Here is a 21,470-nt window from a genome sequence, read left to right as displayed (position 1 = left end):
ATTACCCCTGTCGAAACTGTTCACCTGTCAGAGCATCACGGATCTCCGAAGGATTCAAACGCCCCCCGGTCTCCCCTTCAACCACGGGAAAGTCTGTACCGAACTGTGCGCGAACTTCCTCTACCGTTCTGCAAGGCGGTAAGCCACTCAAATTAGCACTGGTAGAAACTAACGGTTTGCCATAAGCCTGGCACAACGCAACCACCAGCGGGTGATCGGTGACGCGAACAGCCAGAGAATCAAAGCGCCCGGTCAACCAGCGTGGCGTTGTCGCAAGCGCTGGGAAAACGAAGGTAACAGGACCAGGCCAACGGGCGAAAACAGCGTCACGTTGAGCATCGGTGAGCATGCTATCGTCGATATATGGTTTAAGTTGTTCAAAGTTTGACGCGATTAAAATTAACCCTTTATCGACCGGACGTTGTTTTAGCGCCAACAAACGGGTTACAGCCGTTTCGCTATCGGGGTCGCAGCCGACACCAAATACAGCTTCAGTTGGATAGGCGATGACTTTTTCTTGTTTCAGAACCGCTATCGCCGCAGCGATAGCGTCTGTGGGCAGGCTATTATTCACTTTTTTATTCCGCCGAAATCGGCTTTCCACATTGTTTACTGGCACAGAAATGCTTCACACCCTGCGCGGTTTTCTTTTCGATGAGAAGCGGATAATGACACTCAGGACATTCTCCGGCTAACGGTTTGAAGTTAATGACAAACTGGCACTCCGGATAGCGATCGCAGGAGTAAAAGGTTTTGCCATAACGGGAACGCCGCTGGACAAGATGACCAGTCTGGCATTGAGGACAGACTATTGCTGTTTCATCAGGCTTGTCGATGAGCTCGGTGTGATCGCACGCAGGATAGTCACTGCATCCAATAAACATACCGAATCGTCCCTGTCTCAGCACCAGCTCAGCGCCACATGCAGGACAAAGCTTACCCTCCAGAACTTTGACAACATGTCCGTCCGCGGAAGATTTCAGCGGACGGATGTAATCGCATTCTGGATAGTGTGAACAACCGAGAAACGGACCGTGTTTCCCGGAACGAATAACCAGTTCAGCCCCGCATTGTGGGCAGGGCTCGTTTTTACGCACCGTGAACAGTGCTGATTTAGCCATAACAACTCATACTGAATGAAGATTGATTAATGCAGCATACCTTCATTCACTTCAAAGAGTAATTCTTCCATTTGCTGATAGGCATTTTCACAACCTGGAATGTTGAATAGCACCATCAGAATCACCCACTTCAGGTCTTCCAGATCGAACTCTGCCGTATCTAGCGCGAGTACGCGCTCAATAACCATTTCTCGCGTTTCGAGGTTTAGCACCTGAATCTGCTCCAGGAATAGCAGGAATCCTCTACAGCTTGCATCCAGTCGGTCGCACTCTTCCGCAGTATAAATACGTATAGAAAGAGGGTCCGATGCCAGCTGCATAGGTTCAGCAAGACCATCCTGATAGTCAGCAAGCTTCTCCAGCCAAAGTAACGCGTTGTAAATGTCTTCACGATCAAAACCAGCGTCGGTAAGATCCCGTTCCAGTTTGTCCTGATCCACACGCAGCTCAGCTTCGTTATGGATATATGTCTCAAACAAATACATTAGTACGTCGAACATGGCATGCCCTCCTCAATCGGACATAGCCGCCGGGTACAGCTGCGATCCACCCTGCTAACTCCAGTTCGAGCAGTTGAGCCACTACCTCTGGCACAGGTTGGCCGGCACGTTCAGCGACGACGTCAACAGGTGTTACCTCATCTCCTACGTTAGCCAGGAGCTCCGGAAATGGCAATGCCACCTCTTCGTGATCTGGCGAATAAATTGATTTTTCAGGTTCATCTGGCAACCATTGCAGCCCATATTGCAAATTTTCAAGAATTTCCTCTGGTGTCGTCACAAGCATGGATCCCTGCTGAATAAGCCAATGCGGGCCTTCACTTCCCGGGCTCCCAATCGGCCCTGGTAAAGCAAACACCTCCCGCCCTTGTTCAATTGCACAGCGAGCAGTAACCAGTGAACCACTACGCTGTGCAGCTTCGACAACCAGTACACCTTTACTTAGACCACTGATAATACGATTTCGTCGGGGAAAATTGCGCGGCAAAGGGAGCGTATCTAATGGGAACTCAGACACCAGTGCGCCCCCTGCCTCAATCAGTCGTTCCGCAAGACGGATATGCTGTCGTGGGTGAATGGTCTCAAGTCCATTTCCCAGCACCGCAATACTTGTGCCTTGTCGGTTTATCGCAGCATTGTGCGCCACGCCATCAATCCCCCGGGCCAGACCGCTGGTGATCGTCACCCCACATGCAACAAGCTTTTCACAAAAAAACCGTCCCCAGCGTTCGCCATACCATGAGTGTTGTCGACTACCGACAACGGCAACTTGAAATGAGTGGAGGCATGCGGGAGCTCCTGCAACAAAAAGCACCCCAGGATAATCCTCAATCGCACGGAGCTGTGGCGGATAATGCTCGCTGTCGGCAACCACAAAGTGGTGGTTAGGCTGTTCAAGCCAGCGCAGCGTTTTTTCCAGCGTCAGATCTGAAAAGGTTAAAAAGCGTCTTGCCTGGCGTGGAGAGAATCCAGCCTGCAGGAGTACCGCATTGTTAATACACGGTTGAGTATTGAGCCAGTGAGCAACGCGCACTATCTCATCACCATACAGTTCATTCACTTGCGCTAAACGTAGCCAAATTTCGATTTGGGTCATCCCTGTTCCCCTGCCACAAGCAGTCCTGGCAATCTTTGCGATTGGTCACTGATGCTGTCAATCAGAGGGGGTTTTGTCTAGAATAGAGGTAATAATCTTTTCAACTCCTGAACACAACTCTGGATAACTATGTCAGTTTTGCAAGTGTTACATATTCCGGACGAGCGCCTTCGCAAAGTCGCAAAACCGGTTGAAGAAGTGAATGCAGAAATTCAGCGTATCGTTGATGATATGTTCGAAACGATGTACGCCGAAGAAGGTATCGGTCTGGCAGCAACACAGGTCGATATTCATCAGCGCATCATTGTTATTGATGTCTCTGAAAATCGCGATGAGCAGTTGGTACTCATTAACCCAGAACTGCTGGAAAAAGACGGCGAAACCGGCATTGAAGAAGGCTGTCTGTCTATTCCTGAACAGCGTGCGTTAGTACCGCGTGCAGAGAAAGTAAAAATTCGTGCGCTCGATCGCGACGGCAAATCTTTTGAACTGGAAGCCGATGGCCTGCTCGCTATCTGCATTCAACATGAAATGGATCACCTGGTCGGTAAACTATTTATCGATTATCTGTCTCCGTTGAAGCAACAACGCATTCGTCAGAAAGTTGAAAAACTCGACCGCCTGAACGCCCGAGCTTAAGGACAAGGATCAACGTGTCAGACTCACTACGTATTATTTTTGCGGGTACACCTGACTTTGCAGCGCGTCATCTCGACGCGCTGCTGTCTTCTGGACATAACGTCGTTGGCGTGTTTACCCAACCGGACCGCCCGGCGGGACGCGGTAAAAAGCTGATGCCCAGCCCGGTAAAAGTGCTGGCAGAAGAAAAAGGGATACCGGTTTTTCAACCCGTCTCTCTTCGCCCTCAGGAAAACCAGCAACTGGTTGCTGATTTACACGCAGACGTGATGGTGGTGGTAGCATATGGCCTGATCCTGCCAAAAGCAGTACTGGAAATGCCGCGCCTGGGTTGTATCAACGTTCACGGTTCCCTGCTTCCGCGCTGGCGGGGTGCAGCACCGATCCAGCGCTCACTGTGGGCAGGCGACGCCGAAACCGGTGTTACCATCATGCAGATGGATGTTGGCCTCGACACCGGTGATATGCTGCTGAAGCTGTCCTGCCCAATTACGGCAGAAGATACCAGCGGTTCGTTATATGACAAGCTGGCAGACCTGGGGCCTCAGGGGCTGATTGAAACGCTAAAACAGCTGGCTGCCGGCACAATAAAACCGGTGGTACAAGACGAATCACTGGTTACGCATGCAGAAAAACTCAGCAAAGAAGAGGCCCGTATCGACTGGTCGCTTTCGGCTGTTCAATTGGAACGCTGCATCCGCGCCTTTAACCCGTGGCCAATGAGCTGGCTTGAAATCGATGGTCAGCCAGTGAAAGTCTGGCAAGCTTCGGTTATTGCTGTAAACACCCAGGCCGAGCCAGGCACCATTCTAGAGGCGACAAAGCAGGGTATCCAGGTCGCAACAGGCGACGGCATTCTGAATCTTATCTCTTTGCAGCCTGCCGGTAAAAAAGCCATGAGCGCGCAGGATCTGCTTAATTCGCGCCGGGAGTGGTTCGTGCCCGGAAACCGTCTGTCCTGACGGTTCATCTCTTTAAGCCCGGTGTCTCCGGGCATTTTTATTTTTGCGCTTATGAAAAAACATCTTAATTTACGCAGTATGGCGGCCCAGGCCGTCGAACAGGTTGTCGAGAAAGGACAATCACTAAGTAACGTGCTGCCCGCCATGCAGCAAAAAGTTGCCGATAAAGACAAAGCACTGTTACAGGAACTTTGCTTCGGCGTATTGCGTACACTCTCTCAACTGGAGTGGATGATCCAACAACTGATGGAACGTCCAATGACGGGCAAACAGCGCACCGTTCACTACCTGATCATGGTGGGCTTCTATCAACTGTTGCATACTCGTATTCCAGCACACGCTGCGCTGGCTGAGACCGTAGAAGGCGCGGTCGTTATTAAGCGTCCACAGCTGAAAGGGCTGATCAACGGCGTACTGCGCCAGTTTCAACGCCGTCAGGATGAACTGCTGGCCGAGTTTGCGCAAAGCGATTTGCGCTTCTTACACCCCTCCTGGCTGGTGAAACGTATTAAAAGTGCGTATCCGCAGCAGTGGGAAGCCATTCTTGAAGCCAATAACCAGCGACCGCCGATGTGGCTACGAGTCAATCGTAATCACCATACTCGCGACGCCTGGCTAGACCTGCTTACCGAAGCGGGATTAACCGGTTTCCCGCATCCAGACTACCCGGATGCAGTGCGTCTGGAAACACCGGCTCCAGTTCACGCCCTCCCTGGTTTTGACGAAGGTTGGGTCACCGTTCAGGATGCTTCCGCTCAAGGATGCGTAAATTATCTGTTGCCGGAGGACGGTGAACAGATCCTCGACCTGTGCTGTGCGCCGGGCGGTAAAACCACTCACATTCTGGAAGTTGCTCCGCTAGCTAACGTCATGGCCGTCGATGTGGATGAAAAACGCTTATCGCGCGTTTACGACAATCTGAAACGTCTGGGCATGAAGGCAACCGTAAAACAGGGGGATGGCCGCTATCCACAGCAGTGGTGCGGTGAACAACAGTTTGACCGTATTTTGCTGGACGCCCCATGTTCTGCTACCGGGGTGATCCGTCGCCATCCGGATATCAAATGGCTGCGCCGCGACCGGGATATTGCCGAACTTGCCCAATTACAGGCTGAGATCCTGAATGCGACCTGGTCACATCTTAAATCTGGCGGCACGCTGGTGTATGCAACGTGTTCTATCCTGCCAGAAGAGAACCAGCAGCAAATTGCCGCCTTCCTGGCACGCACACCGGATGCGGTATTAAGCGAAACCGGTACGCCGGAAAAACCCGGACGTCAGAATTTACCGGGTGCGGAAGATGGCGATGGCTTCTTTTACGCTAAGCTAATCAAAAAGTGATGAGATAACGGGTCGCGACTGATGAAAATTATCATTCTGGGCGCAGGGCAAGTTGGCGGTACGCTGGCTGAAAACCTGGTCGGAGAGAACAACGATATCACGGTAGTCGATACCAATGGCGAACGCCTGCGCAGCCTGCAGGACAAGTTTGATCTCCGTGTCGTGCAAGGGCATGGTTCGCATCCCCGCGTATTGCGTGAAGCCGGTGCCGACGATGCCGATATGCTGGTTGCCGTAACCAGCTCAGATGAAACAAATATGGTTGCCTGCCAGGTAGCTTATTCACTGTTTAATACGCCTAATCGCATCGCCCGTATTCGTTCACCAGATTACGTTCGCGATGCCGACAAGCTGTTCCAATCCGATGCGGTACCAATCGATCATCTGATTGCACCTGAGCAACTGGTTATCGATAGCATTTATCGCCTGATTGAATATCCGGGCGCATTGCAGGTGGTGAATTTTGCCGAAGGTAAAGTCAGTCTGGCAGTAGTAAAGGCCTATTACGGCGGGCCGCTTATTGGTAATGCGCTGTCAACAATGCGTGAGCATATGCCGCACATCGACACCCGCGTTGCAGCGATTTTCCGTCATGACCGACCGATCCGTCCGCAAGGTTCTACGATCGTTGAAGCGGGTGATGAAGTCTTCTTTATTGCGGCATCACAGCATATACGCGCCGTAATGAGTGAACTGCAGCGTCTGGAAAAGCCGTACAAACGCATTATGTTAGTGGGTGGCGGTAATATCGGTGCGGGTCTGGCACGTCGTCTGGAAAAAGATTACAGCGTCAAACTGATCGAACGTAATCAACAACGCGCATCCGAACTTGCAGAGAAACTACAAAATACGATCGTCTTTTTTGGTGATGCTTCGGATCAAGAGTTACTGGCCGAAGAACATATCGATCAGGTCGATCTGTTCATCGCAGTGACCAACGATGATGAAGCAAATATCATGTCGGCGATGCTTGCCAAACGGATGGGTGCCAAGAAAGTAATGGTGTTGATCCAGCGCAGAGCATACGTCGATCTGGTGCAAGGCAGCGTGATCGATATTGCGATTTCACCGCAGCAGGCGACCATCTCCGCGCTGCTGAGCCACGTGCGTAAAGCTGATATTGTTGGCGTTTCTTCACTTCGCCGTGGCGTCGCGGAAGCCATTGAAGCCGTCGCACACGGGGATGAAACGACGTCGAGAGTTGTAGGGCGTTCAATTGATGAAATTAAACTTCCGCCCGGAACCATTATTGGCGCCGTTGTACGTGGTAACGATGTCATGATTGCCAACGATAACCTGCGCATTGAGCAGGGCGATCACGTAATTATGTTCCTGACAGATAAAAAGTTTATTACCGACGTCGAGCGACTATTCCAGCCAAGTCCTTTCTTCCTGTAATAATTTGGGCGCTAATACAGCGCCCTTTTTATTTCCCTTTATTTTTCATGGTCTAATAAATTTTCCTTTCGGCAATACATAAATGGAAATTGCCTAAACATTTGTTAAACTTATAAACGTCAGCTGCATAGGGAGAATAAAATGAGCATTATTAAAGAGTTTCGCGAATTCGCGATGCGCGGGAATGTTGTCGATTTGGCAGTGGGTGTCATTATTGGTGCGGCATTCGGTAAGATTGTTTCATCACTGGTTGCCGATATCATTATGCCGCCGCTGGGGCTGTTAATTGGTGGAATTGATTTTAAACAGTTTGCTTTAACGCTACGTGATGCACAGGGAGACATCCCAGCCGTGGTCATGCATTACGGTGTATTTATTCAGAATGTATTCGATTTCATTATTGTTGCGTTTGCTATCTTTATGGCAATCAAACTGATCAACAAACTGAACCGTAAAAAAGCGGAAGAGCCGGCAGCACCGCCAGCTCCATCGAAAGAAGAAGTATTGCTAAGTGAAATTCGTGACCTGCTGAAAGAACAGAATAACCGCTCTTAAGCACTCACTGAAACAAGAAGGCCAGTGGTAAAAAAGTTAATTACTTTCTTGCCACTGGCCTCCCAGTTACCCCGATTGCCATGTTTGCCTTTACGCAGATAACTTCCTTTCCCTTTCTTATTTTTCTCAACGCGCTGTCTGAACAGTGGGTCATGCAGAAGCGCCTCAATGGCGTTGTCCTTTATCTGCCCTTTGGTGTGCTGATAACGACTCATAATATCTCCAGTTTGTAGTAATTTACGCCGCGAGTGTAGACCTGGCAGTTCAAGAAATCAACATCCTGTCGTTGTTCCACTAGCGCCTTGCTCAAGAGCTTCAAGAATAGAGCAGTACACGCTGCTGTGTGCCTTGCCACAGCATGCATCATTCAATCGCTGCAGTGACCGCTGCATCGTCTGAAGTTCAGCAATGCGGGCTTCGACTTCTTGCAGTCTTTCCTGGACGATCCCTTTTGATTCCTGACAAGTATGGTGTTCGGGATCAACCCGGATCGAAAGCAATTCACGGATCGACTCCAGAGTGAAACCAAGCTGCCGGGCATAACGAATAAACTTCAAGCGCTGAAGATCGCTTTCTGTATAGAGGCGAAATCCGCCTTCAGTACGCACTTCATGCTCCATCATCTGCTGCTTTTCATAGTAGCGGATAGTATCCGGCGTCACGTCAGCCAGTTTCGCTATTTCACCAATTCGGTACATGCTCTCTCCGCTATTCATCGTTGATCTTTTTTAGCAGCTTATCTGCGTAGTTACCGCGCAAAAACTCGGTGCTGAGTCCAGCCTGCCGAAGTTTAAGTTCCAGTAGCGACAGTCTTCGGCTCACCTCAGGATAACTGGGATCATCTTTGCGGATCCCCGCGAGTATTTCAAGCAGCTGTATTGCCTCTCTGCGTTGCTCGAGCTCAGGAGGAAGGCAACCTGCATTTTTTAATAAACGGTATCCGGTTCGGAGTTCAGGCGGGACATGGGAGTCATCGTCAAGAGTCAGCGGTTCGCCCGTTCCCGGTAAATCATCAAACTCGCCTTTAGACTGTGCATCAATAATATGGCGCTCTGCCCACTGGTCCAGTAACCACATACAACACTCCAGGGGATGAACAAAAAGAGTACAGATATTGTAGATAAGTGGGGATATGACGGATATAAAAAAACCCGCCGAGGCGGGTTTTTTTACGTTACTACAGATTACTCTGCAGCAGCTTCTGTTTTCTCTGAACGATCAACCAGCTCGATGTATGCCATCGGCGCGTTGTCGCCTGCACGGAAACCACACTTCAGAATGCGAGTGTAACCACCGGCGCGGCTCGCAAAACGCGGGCCCAGTTCGTTAAACAGTTTTGCCACGATCTCGTTATCACGAGTACGGGCGAATGCCAGACGACGATTAGCTACGCTATCAGTCTTGGCAAGAGTAATCAGCGGCTCAACTACGCGACGCAGCTCTTTCGCTTTCGGCAGAGTCGTCTTGATGATTTCATGACGAACCAGTGAACCTGCCATATTGCGGAACATAGCCTGGCGATGGCTGCTGTTGCGGTTCAGTTGACGACCACTCTTACGATGGCGCATGACCTTATCCTTCTCAGTAAAACCTTAACCTGTGATCCGGTTACTCGTCAGCGATGCTTGCCGGTGGCCAGTTTTCCAGGCGCATGCCCAGAGACAGTCCACGGGAAGCCAGCACGTCTTTAATCTCGGTAAGAGATTTTTTACCAAGGTTAGGCGTCTTAAGAAGCTCAACCTCAGTACGCTGTACCAGATCACCGATATAGTGGATAGCTTCTGCTTTGAGGCAGTTAGCAGAGCGGACAGTCAATTCCAGATCGTCAACAGGGCGCAGCAGGATCGGATCGAATTCTGGTTTCTCTTCTTTAACTTCCGGCTGACGTACATCACGTAAATCAACGAAAGCTTCCAGTTGTTCAGCCAGAATGGTTGCCGCACGACGAATCGCCTCTTCAGGATCGATTGTGCCGTTGGTTTCCATTTCGATGACCAGCTTGTCCAGGTCGGTACGCTGTTCTACACGCGCTGCTTCAACATTGTAGGCAATACGCTCTACAGGGCTGTAGCATGCGTCGACCAGCAGACGGCCGATTGGGCGCTCATCTTCTTCCGAATGAATTCGGGTAGAAGCCGGCACATAACCACGACCGCGCTGAACTTTGATACGCATGCTAATAGATGCATTCTCATCGGTCAGGTGGCAGATCACGTGCTGTGGCTTGACGATTTCGACATCACCATCATGGGTAATGTCGGCTGCAGTCACAGGGCCAATGCCAGATTTATTCAAGGTAAGAATAACGTCATCTTTACCCTGAACTCTCACCGCCAGCCCTTTCAGGTTGAGCAGGATTTCCAGGATATCTTCCTGAACGCCTTCTTTGGTGCTGTACTCATGTAGTACACCATCAATCTCAACCTCGGTCACCGCGCAACCCGGCATCGATGAGAGCAGAATACGGCGCAGTGCGTTACCCAAAGTATGGCCAAAGCCACGCTCTAAAGGCTCAAGGGTCACCTTGGCGTGCGTCGAACTCACTTGCTCGATATCTACCAGGCGCGGTTTTAGAAACTCTGTCACAGAACCCTGCATTGTGTCCTCTCTTTGGTACTAAGCTTTACTTGGAGTAAAGCTCGACGATCAGGTGTTCGTTAATGTCCGCAGACAGATCAGAACGCTCCGGCTTACGCTTGAACGTACCTTCCATCTTGCCAGCATCAACTTCCAGCCAGGTTGGCTTTTCACGCTGCTCAGCCAGCTCCAGAGCGGCTTTCACGCGAGACTGCTTCTTCGCTTTCTCACGAATGCTAACAACGTCATTCGGACTAACCTGATAAGAAGCGATGTTAACAACACGACCGTTTACCATAATTGCTTTATGGCTGACCAGCTGACGTGCTTCTGCACGAGTGGCACCGAAGCCCATACGGTATACAACGTTGTCCAGACGACCTTCCAGCAGACCCAACAGGTTTTCACCGGTGTTGCCTTTCAGACGTGCTGCTTCTTTGTAGTAGTTACGGAACTGACGCTCCAGCACACCGTAGATACGGCGAACTTTTTGCTTTTCACGCAACTGCACACCATAGTCAGACAGACGCGGTTTACGCGCACCGTGCTGGCCAGGAGCTTGTTCAATTTTACACTTGGTATCGATCGCGCGAACGCCAGACTTAAGGAATAAGTCAGTGCCCTCACGACGGCTCAGCTTGAGCTTAGGACCCAAATATCTTGCCATTTTCTTTCTCCAACAATCCTAGAAACGACAGCGTTATACGCGACGTTTTTTCGGCGGACGACAACCGTTATGAGGGATCGGAGTCACATCAGTAATATTAGTGATGCGGAAACCAGCGGCGTTCAGAGCACGAACAGTAGATTCGCGACCTGGACCCGGTCCTTTGACCATAACTTCCAGATTCTTGATACCGTATTCTTTTACGGCTTCAGCGCAACGCTCTGCTGCAACCTGAGCTGCAAACGGAGTGGATTTGCGAGAACCACGGAAACCGGAACCACCGGCTGTTGCCCAACCCAGTGCGTTACCCTGACGATCAGTAATGGTAACGATGGTGTTGTTAAAAGAAGCATGGATATGAGCCACGCCGTCAGAGACTTGTTTTCTTACACGTTTACGTGCACGAATTGGTGCCTTTGCCATTATTCAATCACCCCGATTATTTCTTGATCGGTTTGCGCGGACCCTTACGGGTACGTGCGTTGGTCTTGGTACGCTGACCGCGAACCGGGAGACCACGACGATGACGCAAACCGCGATAGCAACCAAGGTCCATAAGGCGCTTGATGCTCATGCTAACTTCACGGCGCAGATCACCTTCAACGACAAATTTGGCAACTTCGTCACGCAGCGTGTCGATTTGTTCTTCAGACAGCTCACTGATCTTAACATCTTCAGCGATACCCGCGGCAGCCAGAATGGCTTTAGAACGGGTCTTGCCGACGCCGTAGATCGAAGTTAATGCGATCACAGCATGTTTCTGATCAGGAATGTTAATGCCTGCTATACGGGCCACTATGCACTCCTACTATTTAATATGTACGCACCATGCTGAAAAGCCCGTTTTCAGGATACTCAAATGGAAACGCACAGACATACAAAAGATTGGCTGGCTAATCTAGCCAGCTCAACCCAACTTTGCAAGAAAAATATGCGAATAAATCAGCCTTGGCGCTGTTTATGCTTCGGCTCGGCACTGCAAATCACACGGATGACACCATCACGCTTAACGATTTTGCAGTTACGGCATAATTTCTTGACGGAAGCACGAACTTTCATTTTTACTCTCCGTAACTTCTCGGGCGACTGTTAACGGCCGTAGCCTTTCAGATTCGCCTTCTTCAATGCAGACTCGTACTGACTTGACATCATCAGAGTTTGCACTTGAGCCATAAAGTCCATAATCACGACAACAACGATAAGCAGTGAGGTCCCACCGAAGTAGAACGGTACTTTCATTGCATCACGCATGAACTCCGGGATCAGGCAGATAAAGGTAATGTAGAGCGCACCAACCAAAGTCAGGCGGGTCATTACTTTATCGATATACTTCGCCGTTTGCTCTCCCGGACGAATTCCTGGTACAAATGCACCGGACTTCTTCAGGTTATCTGCTGTTTCACGCGGGTTGAAAACCAACGCCGTGTAGAAGAAACAGAAGAATATGATTGCAGACGCATAGAGTAACACATAAAGCGGTTGCCCAGGCTGCAAATACAGCGAAATTGTTGTCAGCCAGTTCCAACCAGTCCCGCCCCCGAACCATGACGCGATGGTCGCCGGGAACAGAATAATACTGGAAGCGAAGATTGCCGGGATTACCCCCGCCATATTCACTTTCAGCGGTAAATGTGTGCTCTGTGCAGCATAGACACGACGACCTTGCTGACGTTTCGCGTAGTTTACCACAATACGGCGTTGACCACGCTCAACAAATACAACAAAGAACGTCACTGCGAATACTAATACTGCAACCAACAGCAACACGAGGAAGTGCAGGTCGCCTTGACGCGCTTGCTCGATAGTATGGGCAATGGCTGGCGGGAGTCCCGCGACAATACCGGCGAAGATAATGATTGAGATACCGTTGCCGATACCACGTTCAGTAATCTGTTCGCCCAACCACATCAGGAACATCGTCCCTGTAACCAGACTTACAACAGCGGTGAAATAGAATGCAAAGCCTGGGTTCATCACCAGGCCCTGCATACCAGGCATATTCGGCAGACCGGTAGCAATACCGATCGACTGGAATATTGCCAGCACCAGAGTACCGTAGCGGGTGTACTGGCTGATCTTACGACGACCAGACTCCCCTTCTTTCTTAATTTCTGCCAGCGTTGGATGAACCACCGTCAGCAGCTGGATAATGATCGACGCCGAAATATACGGCATGATCCCCAGAGCAAAGATAGAAGCACGGCTGAGAGCACCACCAGAGAACATGTTAAACATTTCAATGATGGTGCCTCGCTGTTGCTCAAGCAGTTTGGCAAGTACAGCGGCATCAATACCAGGGATCGGAATGAAAGAGCCAATACGGAACACAATCAGCGCGCCGATTACAAACAGCAGTCTGCGTTTCAGCTCGCCTAAGCCACCTTTGGCACTTTGAAAATCTAATCCCGGTTGTTTAGCCATCTGCTACTTATTCCTCGATTTTACCGCCAGCAGCTTCGATAGCAGCACGAGCGCCTTTAGTAACACGCAGGCCACGAACAGTTACCGGAGTAGTGACTTCACCAGCCAGGATCACTTTCGCGAACTCGATCTGGATACCGATAATGTTAGCTGCTTTCAGCGTGTTCAGGTCTACAACACCGCCTTCAACTTTAGCCAGGTCAGACAGACGAACTTCGGCTGTAATCGCTGCTTTACGTGAAGTGAAGCCGAATTTCGGCAGACGACGGTACAGAGGCATCTGACCACCCTCGAAACCGCGACGTACGCCACCGCCAGAACGAGACTTCTGACCTTTGTGACCACGACCACCGGTTTTACCGAGGCCAGAACCGATACCACGACCCAGGCGGCGAGCCGCTTTTTTAGAGCCTTCGGCCGGAGACAGAGTATTTAAACGCATCTCTTACTCCTCAACTTTAACCATGAAGGAAACCGCGTTGACCATACCACGAACAGCAGGAGTATCCTCGCGCTCTACGGTGTGACCAATACGACGCAGACCCAGGCCAAGCAGCGTTGCCTTGTGTTTCGGCAGACGACCGATTGCACTGCGGGTTTGAGTAATTTTAATAGTCTTTGCCATGGTTTATTTCCCCAGAATTTCTTCAACGGATTTACCACGCTTGGCAGCGACCATTTCCGGAGATTTCATATTTTCCAGGCCATCGATAGTTGCACGAACCACGTTAATCGGGTTAGTGGAACCATACGCTTTAGCCAGAACGTTACGAACTCCAGCGACTTCCAGAACGGCGCGCATTGCACCACCGGCGATGATACCGGTACCTTCGGAAGCCGGCTGCATGAATACACGAGAACCCGTGTGAGTACCCTTAACCGGGTGCTGCAGGGTGCCGTGGTTCAGCGCGACGTTAATCATATTGCGACGGGCTTTTTCCATCGCTTTCTGGATCGCTGCTGGAACTTCACGCGCTTTACCGTAACCAAAACCAACGCGACCGTTACCATCACCAACTACAGTCAGAGCTGTGAAGGAGAAAATACGACCACCTTTAACGGTTTTAGATACGCGGTTAACCGCGATCAGCTTTTCCTGCAGTTCGCCAGCTTGTTTTTCGATGTGAGCCATCTTACACCTCTACCTTAGAACTGAAGGCCAGCTTCACGGGCAGCATCTGCCAGTGCCTGGACACGACCATGATATTGGAACCCGGAACGGTCAAAAGAAACATCTTTGATGCCTTTTTCCAGAGCGCGTTCAGCAACAGCTTTACCTACAGCTGCAGCAGCGTCTTTGTTACCGGTGTACTTCAATTGTTCAGCGATAGCTTTTTCTACAGTAGAAGCAGCTACCAGAACTTCAGAACCGTTCGGTGCAATTACCTGTGCGTAAATATGACGCGGGGTACGATGTACCACCAGGCGAGTTGCACCCAGCTCCTGGAGCTTGCGGCGTGCGCGGGTCGCACGACGGATACGAGCAGATTTCTTATCCATAGTGTTACCTTACTTCTTCTTAGCCTCTTTGGTACGCACGACTTCGTCGGCGTAACGAACACCCTTGCCTTTATAAGGCTCAGGACGACGGTAGGCGCGCAGATCTGCTGCAACCTGACCGATCAGCTGTTTATCAGCGCCTTTCAGCACGATTTCAGTCTGAGACGGACATTCTGCAGTGATTCCCGCAGGCAGCTGATGGTCAACTGGGTGAGAGAAACCTAAAGCCAGGTTTACTACATTCCCTTTAACCGCTGCACGATAACCTACACCAACCAGCTGAAGCTTCTTAGTGAAGCCTTCGGTAACACCGACAACCATTGCATTCAGCAGGGCACGCGCGGTACCAGCCTGAGCCCATCCATCTGCGTAACCATCACGCGGACCGAAGGTCAGTGCATTATCTGCATGATTTACTGCAACAGCATCGTTGAGAGTACGAGTCAGCTCGCCGTTTTTACCTTTGATCGTAATAACCTGACCGTTGATTTTTACATCAACGCCGGCAGGAATAACGACCGGTGCTTTAGCAACACGAGACATTTTTTCCTCCGATTAGGCTACGTAGCAGATAATTTCGCCACCAAGACCAGCCTGGCGCGCTGCACGATCAGTCATAACACCTTTAGAGGTAGAAACAACTGCGATACCCATGCCAGCCATAACTTTCGGCAGCTCGTCTTTACGCTTATAAATGCGCAGACCTGGGCGACTGACACGCTGAATGCTTTCTACAACAGCTTTACCCTGGAAATACTTGAGAGTAAGTTCCAGTTCCGGCTTGGTGTCGCCTTCAACTTTAAAATCTTCAATAAAACCTTCTTCCTTCAGCACGTTGGCAATTGCCACTTTCAGCTTGGAGGAAGGCATGGTGACCGCAGCTTTATTCGCGGCCTGACCGTTACGGATACGGGTCAGCATATCCGCGATCGGATCTTGCATGCTCATCTGTCTTTACTCCCGTGATTCAATTGGTAATTACCAGCTAGCCTTTTTCAAGCCTGGTACTTCACCGCGCATGGCGGCTTCACGCAGTTTGATACGGCTCAACCCGAACTTGCCCACATAGCCATGCGGACGACCTGTTTGACGGCAGCGGTTACGCTGACGGGACGGGCTGGAATCACGCGGCAGAGACTGCAGCTTGAGAACTGCGTTCCAACGATCTTCGTCGGTCGCGTTCACATCAGAGATAATAGCTTTCAGTTCAGCGCGTTTTGCGAAGTACTTATCAGCTAAAGCTACGCGCTTTACTTCGCGTGCTTTCATTGATTGCTTAGCCATTCAGTAACCCTACCTTACTTGCGGAACGGGAAGTCAAAGGCAGCCAGCAGAGCACGGCCTTCTTCATCAGATTTCGCAGTAGTGGTAATGGTAATATCCAAACCACGCACGCGGTCGACTTTATCGTAGTCGATTTCTGGGAAGATGATCTGCTCACGGACACCCATGCTGTAGTTACCACGACCGTCGAAAGACTTAGCGGACAAGCCACGGAAGTCACGGATACGTGGAACAGCAATAGTGATCAGGCGCTCAAAGAACTCCCACATGCGTTCGCCACGCAGAGTTACTTTACAGCCGATCGGATAGCCCTGACGGATTTTGAAGCCTGCAACTGATTTGCGTGCTTTGGTGATCAGCGGTTTTTGACCGGAGATTGCTGTCAGGTCAGCTGCTGCGTTATCCAGCAGTTTCTTGTCAGCGATCGCTTCACCAACACCCATGTTCAGGGTGATCTTCTCGACCCGAGGGACTTGCATGACAGAATTGTAGTTAAACTCAGTCATGAGTTTAGCGACTACTTCGTCTTTGTAGTAATCATGCAGTTTCGCCATCGTACTACTCCAAATTACTTGATAGTTTCGCTGTTAGATTTGAAGAAACGGACTTTTTTGCCGTCTTCGAATCTAAAGCCTACACGGTCAGCCTTGCCGGTTGCCGCGTTGAAGATAGCAAGGTTAGAGATCTGAATAGCTGCTTCTTTCTCTACGATGCCGCCTGGTTGGTTCAGGGCCGGAACCGGCTTCTGATGTTTCTTAACCAGGTTGATACCTTCAACAATGACCTTGCCGGAAGACAGGACATTCTTAACTTTACCGCGTTTACCTTTATCTTTACCGGTTAACACGATAACTTCGTCATCACGACGGATCTTCGCTGCCATGATTCGCTCCTTAGAGTACTTCTGGTGCCAGAGAGATAATTTTCATGAACTTCTCGTTACGAAGTTCACGAGTTACCGGCCCAAAAATACGCGTACCGATAGGTTGCTCGCTGTTATTGTTTAAAATAACGCATGCATTACCATCGAAGCGAATGACAGAACCGTCCGGGCGACGAACACCCTTCTTGGTGCGCACCACTACCGCCTTCAGCACATCACCTTTTTTGACCTTACCACGCGGAATTGCTTCCTTGATGGTGATCTTGATGATATCGCCGACGCCTGCGTAGCGACGGTGCGAGCCACCCAGAACCTTGATACACATTACGCGACGTGCACCGGAGTTGTCGGCGACGTTCAGCATAGTCTGTTCTTGGATCATTTTAGTGCTCCGCTAATGTCAACTACTACTGAGACCCGAAAATCAGGTCGTTAAAAAAGCCCCATATCGGGGGCGCGGCATTATAACACCGCTTCAACGATATGGGTAGAAAAAATAAACGGCTCATCGCTGAGCCGTTTATTCGTTGAGAATGCCTACTGTATTACAGAACGGCTTTCTCTACAACGCGAACCAGCGTCCAGGACTTAGTCTTGGACAGCGGACGGCATTCGCGGATTTCAACCACGTCACCAGTACCGCATTCGTTGTTCTCGTCATGTACGTGCAGTTTGGTCGTACGCTTAATGAATTTACCGTAGATCGGGTGTTTCACAAAACGTTCGATAGCAACAACGATGGATTTCTCCATTTTATCGCTAACAACGCGACCTTGCAGAGTACGGATTTTATCGGTCATTACGCACCCGCCTTCTCAGTCAGTAAAGTCTTAACGCGTGCGACGTCACGACGCACTTGCTTCAACAGGTGAGACTGTTGCAGCTGGCCACTTGCAGCCTGCATACGCAGGTTGAACTGCTCACGCAGCAGATTCAGCAGCTCGGTGTTCAGCTCTTCAACACTCTTCTCACGCAGCTCTTTTGCTTTCATTACATCACCGTCTTAGTTACAAAGGTGGTTTTAATCGGCAGTTTCGCTGCTGCCAGCTTGAATGCTTCACGGGCCAGCTCTTCCGGTACGCCGTCCATTTCATACAGGACTTTACCCGGCTGAATCAAGGCAACCCAATACTCCACGTTACCTTTACCTTTACCCATACGCACTGCCAGCGGCTTTTCAGTGATCGGTTTGTCCGGGAATACACGGATCCAGATCTTACCTTGACGCTTAACTGCACGGGTCATAGCACGACGTGCTGCTTCGATCTGACGGGCAGTCAGACGACCACGGCCAACAGCTTTCAGACCGAAGCTGCCGAAGCTAACATCCGCGCCAGCAGCCAGACCGCGGTTACGGCCTTTGTGCATTTTACGGAATTTTGTACGCTTTGGTTGTAACATCAGCGACGCTCCTTATTTACGGCCTTTACGCTGCTGCTTTTTAGGTTGCGCAGCCGGTTTTTCCGGTTGTTCAACAGCAGCCATACCACCCAGGATCTCGCCTTTGAAGATCCACACTTTAACGCCGATTACACCGTAAGTGGTGTGCGCTTCAGAGGTGTTGTAGTCGATGTCAGCACGCAGAGTGTGCAGAGGTACGCGACCTTCGCGGTACCATTCGGTACGTGCGATTTCCGCGCCGCCCAGACGGCCGCTAACTTCAACTTTGATACCTTTAGCGCCCAGACGCATTGCGTTCTGTACAGCACGCTTCATAGCACGACGGAACATAACACGACGTTCCAGCTGAGAAGTGATGCTGTCAGCAACCAATTTTGCGTCCAGTTCAGGCTTACGCACTTCGGCGATATTGATCTGAGCAGGAACGCCAGCAATATCCGCTACGACTTTGCGCAGTTTTTCTACGTCTTCGCCTTTCTTACCGATAACGATACCCGGGCGAGCGGTGTGAATGGTCACACGGATGCTCTTAGCCGGACGCTCGATAACGATACGAGATACAGACGCTTTCGCCAGTTCCTTAGTCAGGTACTGACGTACTTTAAAATCGCTGTCCAGGTTGTCAGCGAATTCTTTGGTGTTCGCAAACCAGGTTGAGTTCCATGGTTTTACAATACCCAGGCGAATACCATTAGGATGTACTTTCTGACCCATTGCTAGTCTCCAGAGTCTCAGCGATCGGACACAACCACAGTAATGTGGCTGGTGCGCTTCAGGATGCGATCTGCACGACCTTTTGCACGCGGCATAATGCGCTTCATGCTCGGGCCTTCGTCTACGAAAATTTTCGTAACTTTCAGATCGTCAATGTCAGCGCCATCGTTGTGTTCAGCGTTAGCAATGGCAGATTCCAGGACTTTCTTAACCAGTACAGCCGCTTTCTTATTGGTGTAGGTCAGAATATCCAGAGCCTGCGACACTTTCTTACCGCGAATCAGGTCTGCAACAAGGCGAACCTTCTGAGCAGAAGAACGAGCATGGCGATGTTGAGCTAAAGTTTCCATCTCTTCCTCCTACCTTATTTCTTCTTCGCTTTTTTATCAGCAGCGTGGCCGCGATAAGTACGAGTCGGTGCGAATTCACCCAGTTTGTGACCGACCATTTCGTCGGAAACAAATACCGGAACGTGCTGACGACCATTATGGACAGCGATGGTCAAACCGATCATGTTAGGAAAGATCGTTGAACGACGGGACCAAGTGCGCAGGGGCTTCTTGTCTCCGCTTTCCACCGCTTTCTCTACCTTCTTCAGCAAGTGCAGGTCAATAAAAGGACCTTTCTTGAGAGAACGTGGCATGGCTTATCCTCTAAAATTATTTGCTACGGCGACGTACGATGAATTTATCAGTACGCTTGTTGCTGCGGGTCTTCTTACCTTTGGTCTGAACGCCCCACGGAGTTACCGGGTGCTTACCAAAGTTACGACCTTCACCACCACCATGTGGGTGGTCGACTGGGTTCATCGCAGTACCGCGAACGGTAGGACGAACACCACGCCAGCGTGCAGCACCTGCTTTACCCAGAACGCGCAGCATATGCTCAGCATTGCCAACTTCGCCCAGAGTTGCACGGCAGTCTGCTTCGACTTTACGCATTTCACCAGAACGCAGACGCAGGGTGACATAAGCACCATCACGAGCAACGATTTGAACGTAAGTACCAGCGGAACGTGCCAGCTGACCGCCTTTACCTGGTTTCATTTCTACGTTATGAACGGTAGAACCAACCGGGATATTGCGCATCGGCAGGGTGTTACCTGCTTTGATTGCAGCATCAACGCCAGACTGAATCTGGTCGCCAGCTTTCAGGCCTTTAGGGGCCAGGATGTAACGGCGTTCACCGTCTTTGTACAGAACCAGCGCGATGTTCGCGGAGCGGTTCGGATCGTACTCAAGACGTTCAACAACTGCCGGGATACCGTCTTTGTTGCGTTTGAAGTCAACAATACGATAAGCCTGCTTGTGACCACCACCGATGTGACGAGTGGTGATGCGGCCATTGTTGTTACGACCACCGGATTTGCTGTTTTTTTCAACCAGCGGAGCAAAAGGTTTGCCCTTGTGCAGCTCTGGGTTGACCACTTTAACAACGTGGCGACGACCCGGAGATGTCGGTTTACATTTAACAACTGCCATTGTATTACTCCTCCGACTTACTCAGCGCCGCCGACGAAGTCCAGATTCTGGCCTTCCTTCAGGGTGACGTAAGCTTTTTTCCAGTCGCTACGACGACCGATACGCTGTCCGTGACGTTTAACTTTCCCTTTAACTACCAGGGTGTTAACGACTTCGACTTCGACTTCAAACAGTTTCTGCACAGCAGCTTTGATTTCTGCTTTGGTCGCGTCTTTAGCAACTTTGAGAACGATGGTGTTAGTTTTTTCCATCGCAGTAGACGCTTTTTCAGAAACGTGCGGTGCGCGCAGCACTTTCAGCAGACGTTCTTCACGAATCATGCCAGCATCTCCTCAACTTGCTTAACAGCATCAGCAGTCATTACGACTTTGTCGAAGGCGATCAGGCTAACCGGGTCGATACCAGTTGCATCGCGTACGTCAACCTTGTGCAGGTTGCGCGCAGCCAGGAACAGGTTTTCGTCCAGCTCACCGGTGATGATCAGCACATCTTCCAGAGCCATGTCTTTCAGTTTCTGTGCCAGCAGCTTAGTTTTAGGCGCTTCTACAGAGAATGATTCGACAACGATCAGACGATCCTGACGTACCAGTTCGGACAGAATGCTTTTCAGCGCGCCGCGGTACATCTTTTTGTTAACTTTTTGACTGTGGTCCTGTGGACGAGCAGCGAAGGTCACGCCACCTGAACGCCAGATCGGGCTCTTGATAGAACCTGAACGCGCACGGCCGGTACCTTTCTGGCGCCACGGCTTTTTGCCTGAACCAGTTACTTCAGCACGAGTCTTCTGAGCACGAGTACCCTGACGAGCACCAGCTGCATAAGCAACAACAACCTGGTGAACCAGCGCTTCGTTGAAATCACGACCGAAGGTAGTTTCGGAAACAGTCAGCGCGCTCTGCGCGTCTTTCAATACTAATTCCATTGCTATCC

General features: G+C 50.5%; 38 protein-coding genes. 5 read left to right on the top strand and 33 right to left on the bottom strand.

Annotated elements, in window-relative coordinates:
* Position 1: 1 nt before the first annotated feature.
* The 4 genes from tsaC to dprA are packed head-to-tail and all read right to left on the bottom strand — an operon-like array spanning position 2 to position 2,717.
* On the bottom strand, positions 2-574 hold the full coding sequence (gene tsaC / locus GHC22_RS02070) for an L-threonylcarbamoyladenylate synthase type 1 TsaC (protein ID WP_008786283.1): 573 nt from the start codon (positions 572-574) through the stop codon (positions 2-4).
* Positions 575-578: 4 nt separating this feature from the next.
* Positions 579-1,121: a type I DNA topoisomerase gene (locus tag GHC22_RS02065; RefSeq protein WP_008786284.1), complete on the bottom strand. Its 543-nt coding sequence runs from the start codon at positions 1,119-1,121 to the stop codon at positions 579-581.
* A gap of 26 nt (positions 1,122-1,147) precedes the next feature.
* On the bottom strand, positions 1,148-1,621 hold the full coding sequence (gene smg / locus GHC22_RS02060; protein ID WP_003031162.1) for a DUF494 family protein Smg: 474 nt from the start codon (positions 1,619-1,621) through the stop codon (positions 1,148-1,150).
* Positions 1,593-2,717: a DNA-protecting protein DprA gene (dprA, locus tag GHC22_RS02055; RefSeq protein ID WP_153752128.1), complete on the bottom strand. Its 1,125-nt coding sequence runs from the start codon at positions 2,715-2,717 to the stop codon at positions 1,593-1,595. Before dprA ends, smg begins: the two co-directional genes overlap by 29 nt.
* 129 nt (positions 2,718-2,846) lie before the next feature.
* On the opposite strand from dprA, the gene def reads away from it, so the two are divergent.
* The 5 genes from def (at position 2,847) to mscL (ending at position 7,612) form a co-directional block, all read left to right on the top strand.
* Positions 2,847-3,356 carry a peptide deformylase gene (gene def / locus GHC22_RS02050; protein ID WP_003828283.1) on the top strand — a complete coding sequence of 170 codons (510 nt, stop codon included), beginning with the start codon at positions 2,847-2,849 and terminating at the stop codon, positions 3,354-3,356.
* A 14-nt stretch (positions 3,357-3,370) separates the two neighbouring features.
* Complete coding sequence (gene fmt, locus GHC22_RS02045) at positions 3,371-4,318, top strand: methionyl-tRNA formyltransferase (RefSeq protein WP_153752127.1); 948 nt, start codon at positions 3,371-3,373, stop codon at positions 4,316-4,318.
* A gap of 51 nt (positions 4,319-4,369) precedes the next feature.
* Positions 4,370-5,659: a 16S rRNA (cytosine(967)-C(5))-methyltransferase RsmB gene (gene rsmB / locus GHC22_RS02040; RefSeq protein ID WP_032945172.1), complete on the top strand. Its 1,290-nt coding sequence runs from the start codon at positions 4,370-4,372 to the stop codon at positions 5,657-5,659.
* Positions 5,660-5,680: 21 nt separating this feature from the next.
* Positions 5,681-7,057, top strand: a complete 1,377-nt coding sequence (trkA, locus tag GHC22_RS02035) for a Trk system potassium transporter TrkA (protein WP_003031153.1) — start codon at positions 5,681-5,683, stop codon at positions 7,055-7,057.
* A gap of 141 nt (positions 7,058-7,198) precedes the next feature.
* Positions 7,199-7,612, top strand: a complete 414-nt coding sequence (gene mscL / locus GHC22_RS02030; protein WP_003031152.1) for a large-conductance mechanosensitive channel protein MscL — start codon at positions 7,199-7,201, stop codon at positions 7,610-7,612.
* Here mscL and arfA read toward each other — a convergent pair.
* The 29 genes from arfA to rplD all read right to left on the bottom strand — a co-directional run bounded on the left by arfA (position 7,609) and on the right by rplD (position 21,462).
* On the bottom strand, positions 7,609-7,827 hold the full coding sequence (arfA, locus tag GHC22_RS02025; protein WP_003828276.1) for an alternative ribosome-rescue factor ArfA: 219 nt from the start codon (positions 7,825-7,827) through the stop codon (positions 7,609-7,611). The genes mscL and arfA overlap by 4 nt on opposite strands.
* 57 nt (positions 7,828-7,884) lie before the next feature.
* A complete protein-coding gene (gene zntR, locus GHC22_RS02020) occupies positions 7,885-8,310 on the bottom strand; it encodes a Zn(2+)-responsive transcriptional regulator (protein WP_048236923.1) in 426 nt (141 codons plus the stop codon).
* Between the two features lie 10 nt (positions 8,311-8,320).
* Complete coding sequence (locus tag GHC22_RS02015) at positions 8,321-8,689, bottom strand: DUF1992 domain-containing protein (protein WP_153752125.1); 369 nt, start codon at positions 8,687-8,689, stop codon at positions 8,321-8,323.
* A 107-nt stretch (positions 8,690-8,796) separates the two neighbouring features.
* A complete protein-coding gene (gene rplQ, locus GHC22_RS02010) occupies positions 8,797-9,180 on the bottom strand; it encodes a 50S ribosomal protein L17 (protein ID WP_001216370.1) in 384 nt (127 codons plus the stop codon).
* Positions 9,181-9,220: 40 nt separating this feature from the next.
* Positions 9,221-10,210 (bottom strand): DNA-directed RNA polymerase subunit alpha, encoded by a 990-nt coding sequence (gene rpoA / locus GHC22_RS02005; RefSeq protein WP_003031139.1) that lies wholly within the window; start codon positions 10,208-10,210, stop codon positions 9,221-9,223.
* A 25-nt stretch (positions 10,211-10,235) separates the two neighbouring features.
* Positions 10,236-10,856, bottom strand: coding sequence for a 30S ribosomal protein S4 (gene rpsD, locus GHC22_RS02000; protein ID WP_003031138.1), 621 nt, complete (start codon positions 10,854-10,856; stop codon positions 10,236-10,238).
* 33 nt (positions 10,857-10,889) lie between these two features.
* Entirely contained in the window at positions 10,890-11,279 is a 390-nt protein-coding gene (gene rpsK / locus GHC22_RS01995) for a 30S ribosomal protein S11 (RefSeq protein WP_003031137.1), read from the bottom strand.
* Positions 11,280-11,295: 16 nt separating this feature from the next.
* Entirely contained in the window at positions 11,296-11,652 is a 357-nt protein-coding gene (gene rpsM, locus GHC22_RS01990; RefSeq protein WP_003031135.1) for a 30S ribosomal protein S13, read from the bottom strand.
* A gap of 146 nt (positions 11,653-11,798) precedes the next feature.
* Positions 11,799-11,915, bottom strand: a complete 117-nt coding sequence (rpmJ, locus tag GHC22_RS01985; protein WP_000868187.1) for a 50S ribosomal protein L36 — start codon at positions 11,913-11,915, stop codon at positions 11,799-11,801.
* 30 nt (positions 11,916-11,945) lie between these two features.
* Positions 11,946-13,277, bottom strand: coding sequence for a preprotein translocase subunit SecY (gene secY / locus GHC22_RS01980; protein ID WP_001118864.1), 1,332 nt, complete (start codon positions 13,275-13,277; stop codon positions 11,946-11,948).
* Between the two features lie 7 nt (positions 13,278-13,284).
* Positions 13,285-13,719, bottom strand: a complete 435-nt coding sequence (rplO, locus tag GHC22_RS01975) for a 50S ribosomal protein L15 (protein WP_003031132.1) — start codon at positions 13,717-13,719, stop codon at positions 13,285-13,287.
* A gap of 3 nt (positions 13,720-13,722) precedes the next feature.
* On the bottom strand, positions 13,723-13,902 hold the full coding sequence (gene rpmD, locus GHC22_RS01970) for a 50S ribosomal protein L30 (protein ID WP_001140434.1): 180 nt from the start codon (positions 13,900-13,902) through the stop codon (positions 13,723-13,725).
* A 3-nt stretch (positions 13,903-13,905) separates the two neighbouring features.
* A complete protein-coding gene (gene rpsE / locus GHC22_RS01965; protein ID WP_003031131.1) occupies positions 13,906-14,409 on the bottom strand; it encodes a 30S ribosomal protein S5 in 504 nt (167 codons plus the stop codon).
* Positions 14,410-14,423: 14 nt separating this feature from the next.
* Positions 14,424-14,777, bottom strand: a complete 354-nt coding sequence (gene rplR / locus GHC22_RS01960; protein ID WP_000358960.1) for a 50S ribosomal protein L18 — start codon at positions 14,775-14,777, stop codon at positions 14,424-14,426.
* Between the two features lie 9 nt (positions 14,778-14,786).
* Positions 14,787-15,320: a 50S ribosomal protein L6 gene (gene rplF / locus GHC22_RS01955; protein WP_003031129.1), complete on the bottom strand. Its 534-nt coding sequence runs from the start codon at positions 15,318-15,320 to the stop codon at positions 14,787-14,789.
* 12 nt (positions 15,321-15,332) lie between these two features.
* Positions 15,333-15,725 carry a 30S ribosomal protein S8 gene (rpsH, locus tag GHC22_RS01950; RefSeq protein WP_003031127.1) on the bottom strand — a complete coding sequence of 131 codons (393 nt, stop codon included), beginning with the start codon at positions 15,723-15,725 and terminating at the stop codon, positions 15,333-15,335.
* Positions 15,726-15,755: 30 nt separating this feature from the next.
* Positions 15,756-16,061 (bottom strand): 30S ribosomal protein S14, encoded by a 306-nt coding sequence (gene rpsN / locus GHC22_RS01945; protein ID WP_003031125.1) that lies wholly within the window; start codon positions 16,059-16,061, stop codon positions 15,756-15,758.
* 14 nt (positions 16,062-16,075) lie between these two features.
* Positions 16,076-16,615: a 50S ribosomal protein L5 gene (gene rplE / locus GHC22_RS01940; protein ID WP_003031123.1), complete on the bottom strand. Its 540-nt coding sequence runs from the start codon at positions 16,613-16,615 to the stop codon at positions 16,076-16,078.
* A gap of 14 nt (positions 16,616-16,629) precedes the next feature.
* Positions 16,630-16,944: a 50S ribosomal protein L24 gene (gene rplX / locus GHC22_RS01935; RefSeq protein WP_003031122.1), complete on the bottom strand. Its 315-nt coding sequence runs from the start codon at positions 16,942-16,944 to the stop codon at positions 16,630-16,632.
* A gap of 10 nt (positions 16,945-16,954) precedes the next feature.
* Positions 16,955-17,326 (bottom strand): 50S ribosomal protein L14, encoded by a 372-nt coding sequence (rplN, locus tag GHC22_RS01930; RefSeq protein WP_000613954.1) that lies wholly within the window; start codon positions 17,324-17,326, stop codon positions 16,955-16,957.
* A 163-nt stretch (positions 17,327-17,489) separates the two neighbouring features.
* Positions 17,490-17,744: a 30S ribosomal protein S17 gene (gene rpsQ, locus GHC22_RS01925; protein WP_003031120.1), complete on the bottom strand. Its 255-nt coding sequence runs from the start codon at positions 17,742-17,744 to the stop codon at positions 17,490-17,492.
* Complete coding sequence (rpmC, locus tag GHC22_RS01920) at positions 17,744-17,935, bottom strand: 50S ribosomal protein L29 (RefSeq protein WP_000644742.1); 192 nt, start codon at positions 17,933-17,935, stop codon at positions 17,744-17,746. Before rpmC ends, rpsQ begins: the two co-directional genes overlap by 1 nt.
* The gene (gene rplP / locus GHC22_RS01915; RefSeq protein ID WP_000941208.1) at positions 17,935-18,345 is read right to left on the bottom strand and encodes a 50S ribosomal protein L16; all 411 of its coding nucleotides are present in this window, start codon (positions 18,343-18,345) and stop codon (positions 17,935-17,937) included. Before rplP ends, rpmC begins: the two co-directional genes overlap by 1 nt.
* 12 nt (positions 18,346-18,357) lie before the next feature.
* Positions 18,358-19,059: a 30S ribosomal protein S3 gene (rpsC, locus tag GHC22_RS01910; RefSeq protein ID WP_000529945.1), complete on the bottom strand. Its 702-nt coding sequence runs from the start codon at positions 19,057-19,059 to the stop codon at positions 18,358-18,360.
* Positions 19,060-19,076: 17 nt separating this feature from the next.
* Entirely contained in the window at positions 19,077-19,409 is a 333-nt protein-coding gene (gene rplV / locus GHC22_RS01905; RefSeq protein ID WP_000448832.1) for a 50S ribosomal protein L22, read from the bottom strand.
* Between the two features lie 14 nt (positions 19,410-19,423).
* Entirely contained in the window at positions 19,424-19,702 is a 279-nt protein-coding gene (gene rpsS, locus GHC22_RS01900; protein ID WP_001138115.1) for a 30S ribosomal protein S19, read from the bottom strand.
* Between the two features lie 16 nt (positions 19,703-19,718).
* Positions 19,719-20,540 carry a 50S ribosomal protein L2 gene (gene rplB / locus GHC22_RS01895; RefSeq protein WP_000301869.1) on the bottom strand — a complete coding sequence of 274 codons (822 nt, stop codon included), beginning with the start codon at positions 20,538-20,540 and terminating at the stop codon, positions 19,719-19,721.
* A 17-nt stretch (positions 20,541-20,557) separates the two neighbouring features.
* A complete protein-coding gene (gene rplW / locus GHC22_RS01890; protein ID WP_000617546.1) occupies positions 20,558-20,860 on the bottom strand; it encodes a 50S ribosomal protein L23 in 303 nt (100 codons plus the stop codon).
* Positions 20,857-21,462 carry a 50S ribosomal protein L4 gene (gene rplD / locus GHC22_RS01885; RefSeq protein ID WP_003031119.1) on the bottom strand — a complete coding sequence of 202 codons (606 nt, stop codon included), beginning with the start codon at positions 21,460-21,462 and terminating at the stop codon, positions 20,857-20,859. The genes rplW and rplD overlap by 4 nt, the downstream gene beginning before the upstream one ends.
* Between the last annotated feature and the right edge of the window lie 8 nt (positions 21,463-21,470).

The sequence above is a fragment of the Citrobacter sp. H12-3-2 genome, from assembly GCF_009649895.1.
GTDB lineage: Bacteria > Pseudomonadota > Gammaproteobacteria > Enterobacterales > Enterobacteriaceae > Citrobacter > Citrobacter portucalensis.
This window is presented reverse-complemented; position numbering and strand designations above follow the sequence as displayed.

Bases quoted from the DNA above. Each gene is read 5' to 3' on its own strand.
- GHC22_RS02065 (WP_008786284.1), bottom strand. From the start codon at position 1,121: ATGGCTAAATCAGCACTGTTCACGGTGCGTAAAAACGAGCCCTGCCCA.
- smg (WP_003031162.1), bottom strand. From the start codon at position 1,621: ATGTTCGACGTACTAATGTATTTGTTTGAGACATATATCCATAACGAA.
- dprA (WP_153752128.1), bottom strand. From the start codon at position 2,717: ATGACCCAAATCGAAATTTGGCTACGTTTAGCGCAAGTGAATGAACTG.
- def (WP_003828283.1), top strand. From the start codon at position 2,847: ATGTCAGTTTTGCAAGTGTTACATATTCCGGACGAGCGCCTTCGCAAA.
- rsmB (WP_032945172.1), top strand. From the start codon at position 4,370: ATGAAAAAACATCTTAATTTACGCAGTATGGCGGCCCAGGCCGTCGAA.
- trkA (WP_003031153.1), top strand. From the start codon at position 5,681: ATGAAAATTATCATTCTGGGCGCAGGGCAAGTTGGCGGTACGCTGGCT.
- mscL (WP_003031152.1), top strand. From the start codon at position 7,199: ATGAGCATTATTAAAGAGTTTCGCGAATTCGCGATGCGCGGGAATGTT.
- arfA (WP_003828276.1), bottom strand. From the start codon at position 7,827: ATGAGTCGTTATCAGCACACCAAAGGGCAGATAAAGGACAACGCCATT.
- zntR (WP_048236923.1), bottom strand. From the start codon at position 8,310: ATGTACCGAATTGGTGAAATAGCGAAACTGGCTGACGTGACGCCGGAT.
- GHC22_RS02015 (WP_153752125.1), bottom strand. From the start codon at position 8,689: ATGTGGTTACTGGACCAGTGGGCAGAGCGCCATATTATTGATGCACAG.
- rplQ (WP_001216370.1), bottom strand. From the start codon at position 9,180: ATGCGCCATCGTAAGAGTGGTCGTCAACTGAACCGCAACAGCAGCCAT.
- rpoA (WP_003031139.1), bottom strand. From the start codon at position 10,210: ATGCAGGGTTCTGTGACAGAGTTTCTAAAACCGCGCCTGGTAGATATC.
- rpsD (WP_003031138.1), bottom strand. From the start codon at position 10,856: ATGGCAAGATATTTGGGTCCTAAGCTCAAGCTGAGCCGTCGTGAGGGC.
- rpsK (WP_003031137.1), bottom strand. From the start codon at position 11,279: ATGGCAAAGGCACCAATTCGTGCACGTAAACGTGTAAGAAAACAAGTC.
- rpmJ (WP_000868187.1), bottom strand. From the start codon at position 11,915: ATGAAAGTTCGTGCTTCCGTCAAGAAATTATGCCGTAACTGCAAAATC.
- secY (WP_001118864.1), bottom strand. From the start codon at position 13,277: ATGGCTAAACAACCGGGATTAGATTTTCAAAGTGCCAAAGGTGGCTTA.
- rplO (WP_003031132.1), bottom strand. From the start codon at position 13,719: ATGCGTTTAAATACTCTGTCTCCGGCCGAAGGCTCTAAAAAAGCGGCT.
- rpmD (WP_001140434.1), bottom strand. From the start codon at position 13,902: ATGGCAAAGACTATTAAAATTACTCAAACCCGCAGTGCAATCGGTCGT.
- rpsE (WP_003031131.1), bottom strand. From the start codon at position 14,409: ATGGCTCACATCGAAAAACAAGCTGGCGAACTGCAGGAAAAGCTGATC.
- rplR (WP_000358960.1), bottom strand. From the start codon at position 14,777: ATGGATAAGAAATCTGCTCGTATCCGTCGTGCGACCCGCGCACGCCGC.
- rplF (WP_003031129.1), bottom strand. From the start codon at position 15,320: ATGTCTCGTGTTGCTAAAGCACCGGTCGTTATTCCTGCCGGCGTTGAT.
- rpsH (WP_003031127.1), bottom strand. From the start codon at position 15,725: ATGAGCATGCAAGATCCGATCGCGGATATGCTGACCCGTATCCGTAAC.
- rpsN (WP_003031125.1), bottom strand. From the start codon at position 16,061: ATGGCTAAGCAATCAATGAAAGCACGCGAAGTAAAGCGCGTAGCTTTA.
- rplE (WP_003031123.1), bottom strand. From the start codon at position 16,615: ATGGCGAAACTGCATGATTACTACAAAGACGAAGTAGTCGCTAAACTC.
- rplX (WP_003031122.1), bottom strand. From the start codon at position 16,944: ATGGCAGCGAAGATCCGTCGTGATGACGAAGTTATCGTGTTAACCGGT.
- rplN (WP_000613954.1), bottom strand. From the start codon at position 17,326: ATGATCCAAGAACAGACTATGCTGAACGTCGCCGACAACTCCGGTGCA.
- rpsQ (WP_003031120.1), bottom strand. From the start codon at position 17,744: ATGACCGATAAAATCCGTACTCTGCAAGGTCGCGTTGTTAGCGATAAA.
- rpmC (WP_000644742.1), bottom strand. From the start codon at position 17,935: ATGAAAGCAAAAGAGCTGCGTGAGAAGAGTGTTGAAGAGCTGAACACC.
- rplP (WP_000941208.1), bottom strand. From the start codon at position 18,345: ATGTTACAACCAAAGCGTACAAAATTCCGTAAAATGCACAAAGGCCGT.
- rpsC (WP_000529945.1), bottom strand. From the start codon at position 19,059: ATGGGTCAGAAAGTACATCCTAATGGTATTCGCCTGGGTATTGTAAAA.
- rplV (WP_000448832.1), bottom strand. From the start codon at position 19,409: ATGGAAACTTTAGCTCAACATCGCCATGCTCGTTCTTCTGCTCAGAAG.
- rpsS (WP_001138115.1), bottom strand. From the start codon at position 19,702: ATGCCACGTTCTCTCAAGAAAGGTCCTTTTATTGACCTGCACTTGCTG.
- rplB (WP_000301869.1), bottom strand. From the start codon at position 20,540: ATGGCAGTTGTTAAATGTAAACCGACATCTCCGGGTCGTCGCCACGTT.
- rplW (WP_000617546.1), bottom strand. From the start codon at position 20,860: ATGATTCGTGAAGAACGTCTGCTGAAAGTGCTGCGCGCACCGCACGTT.
- rplD (WP_003031119.1), bottom strand. From the start codon at position 21,462: ATGGAATTAGTATTGAAAGACGCGCAGAGCGCGCTGACTGTTTCCGAA.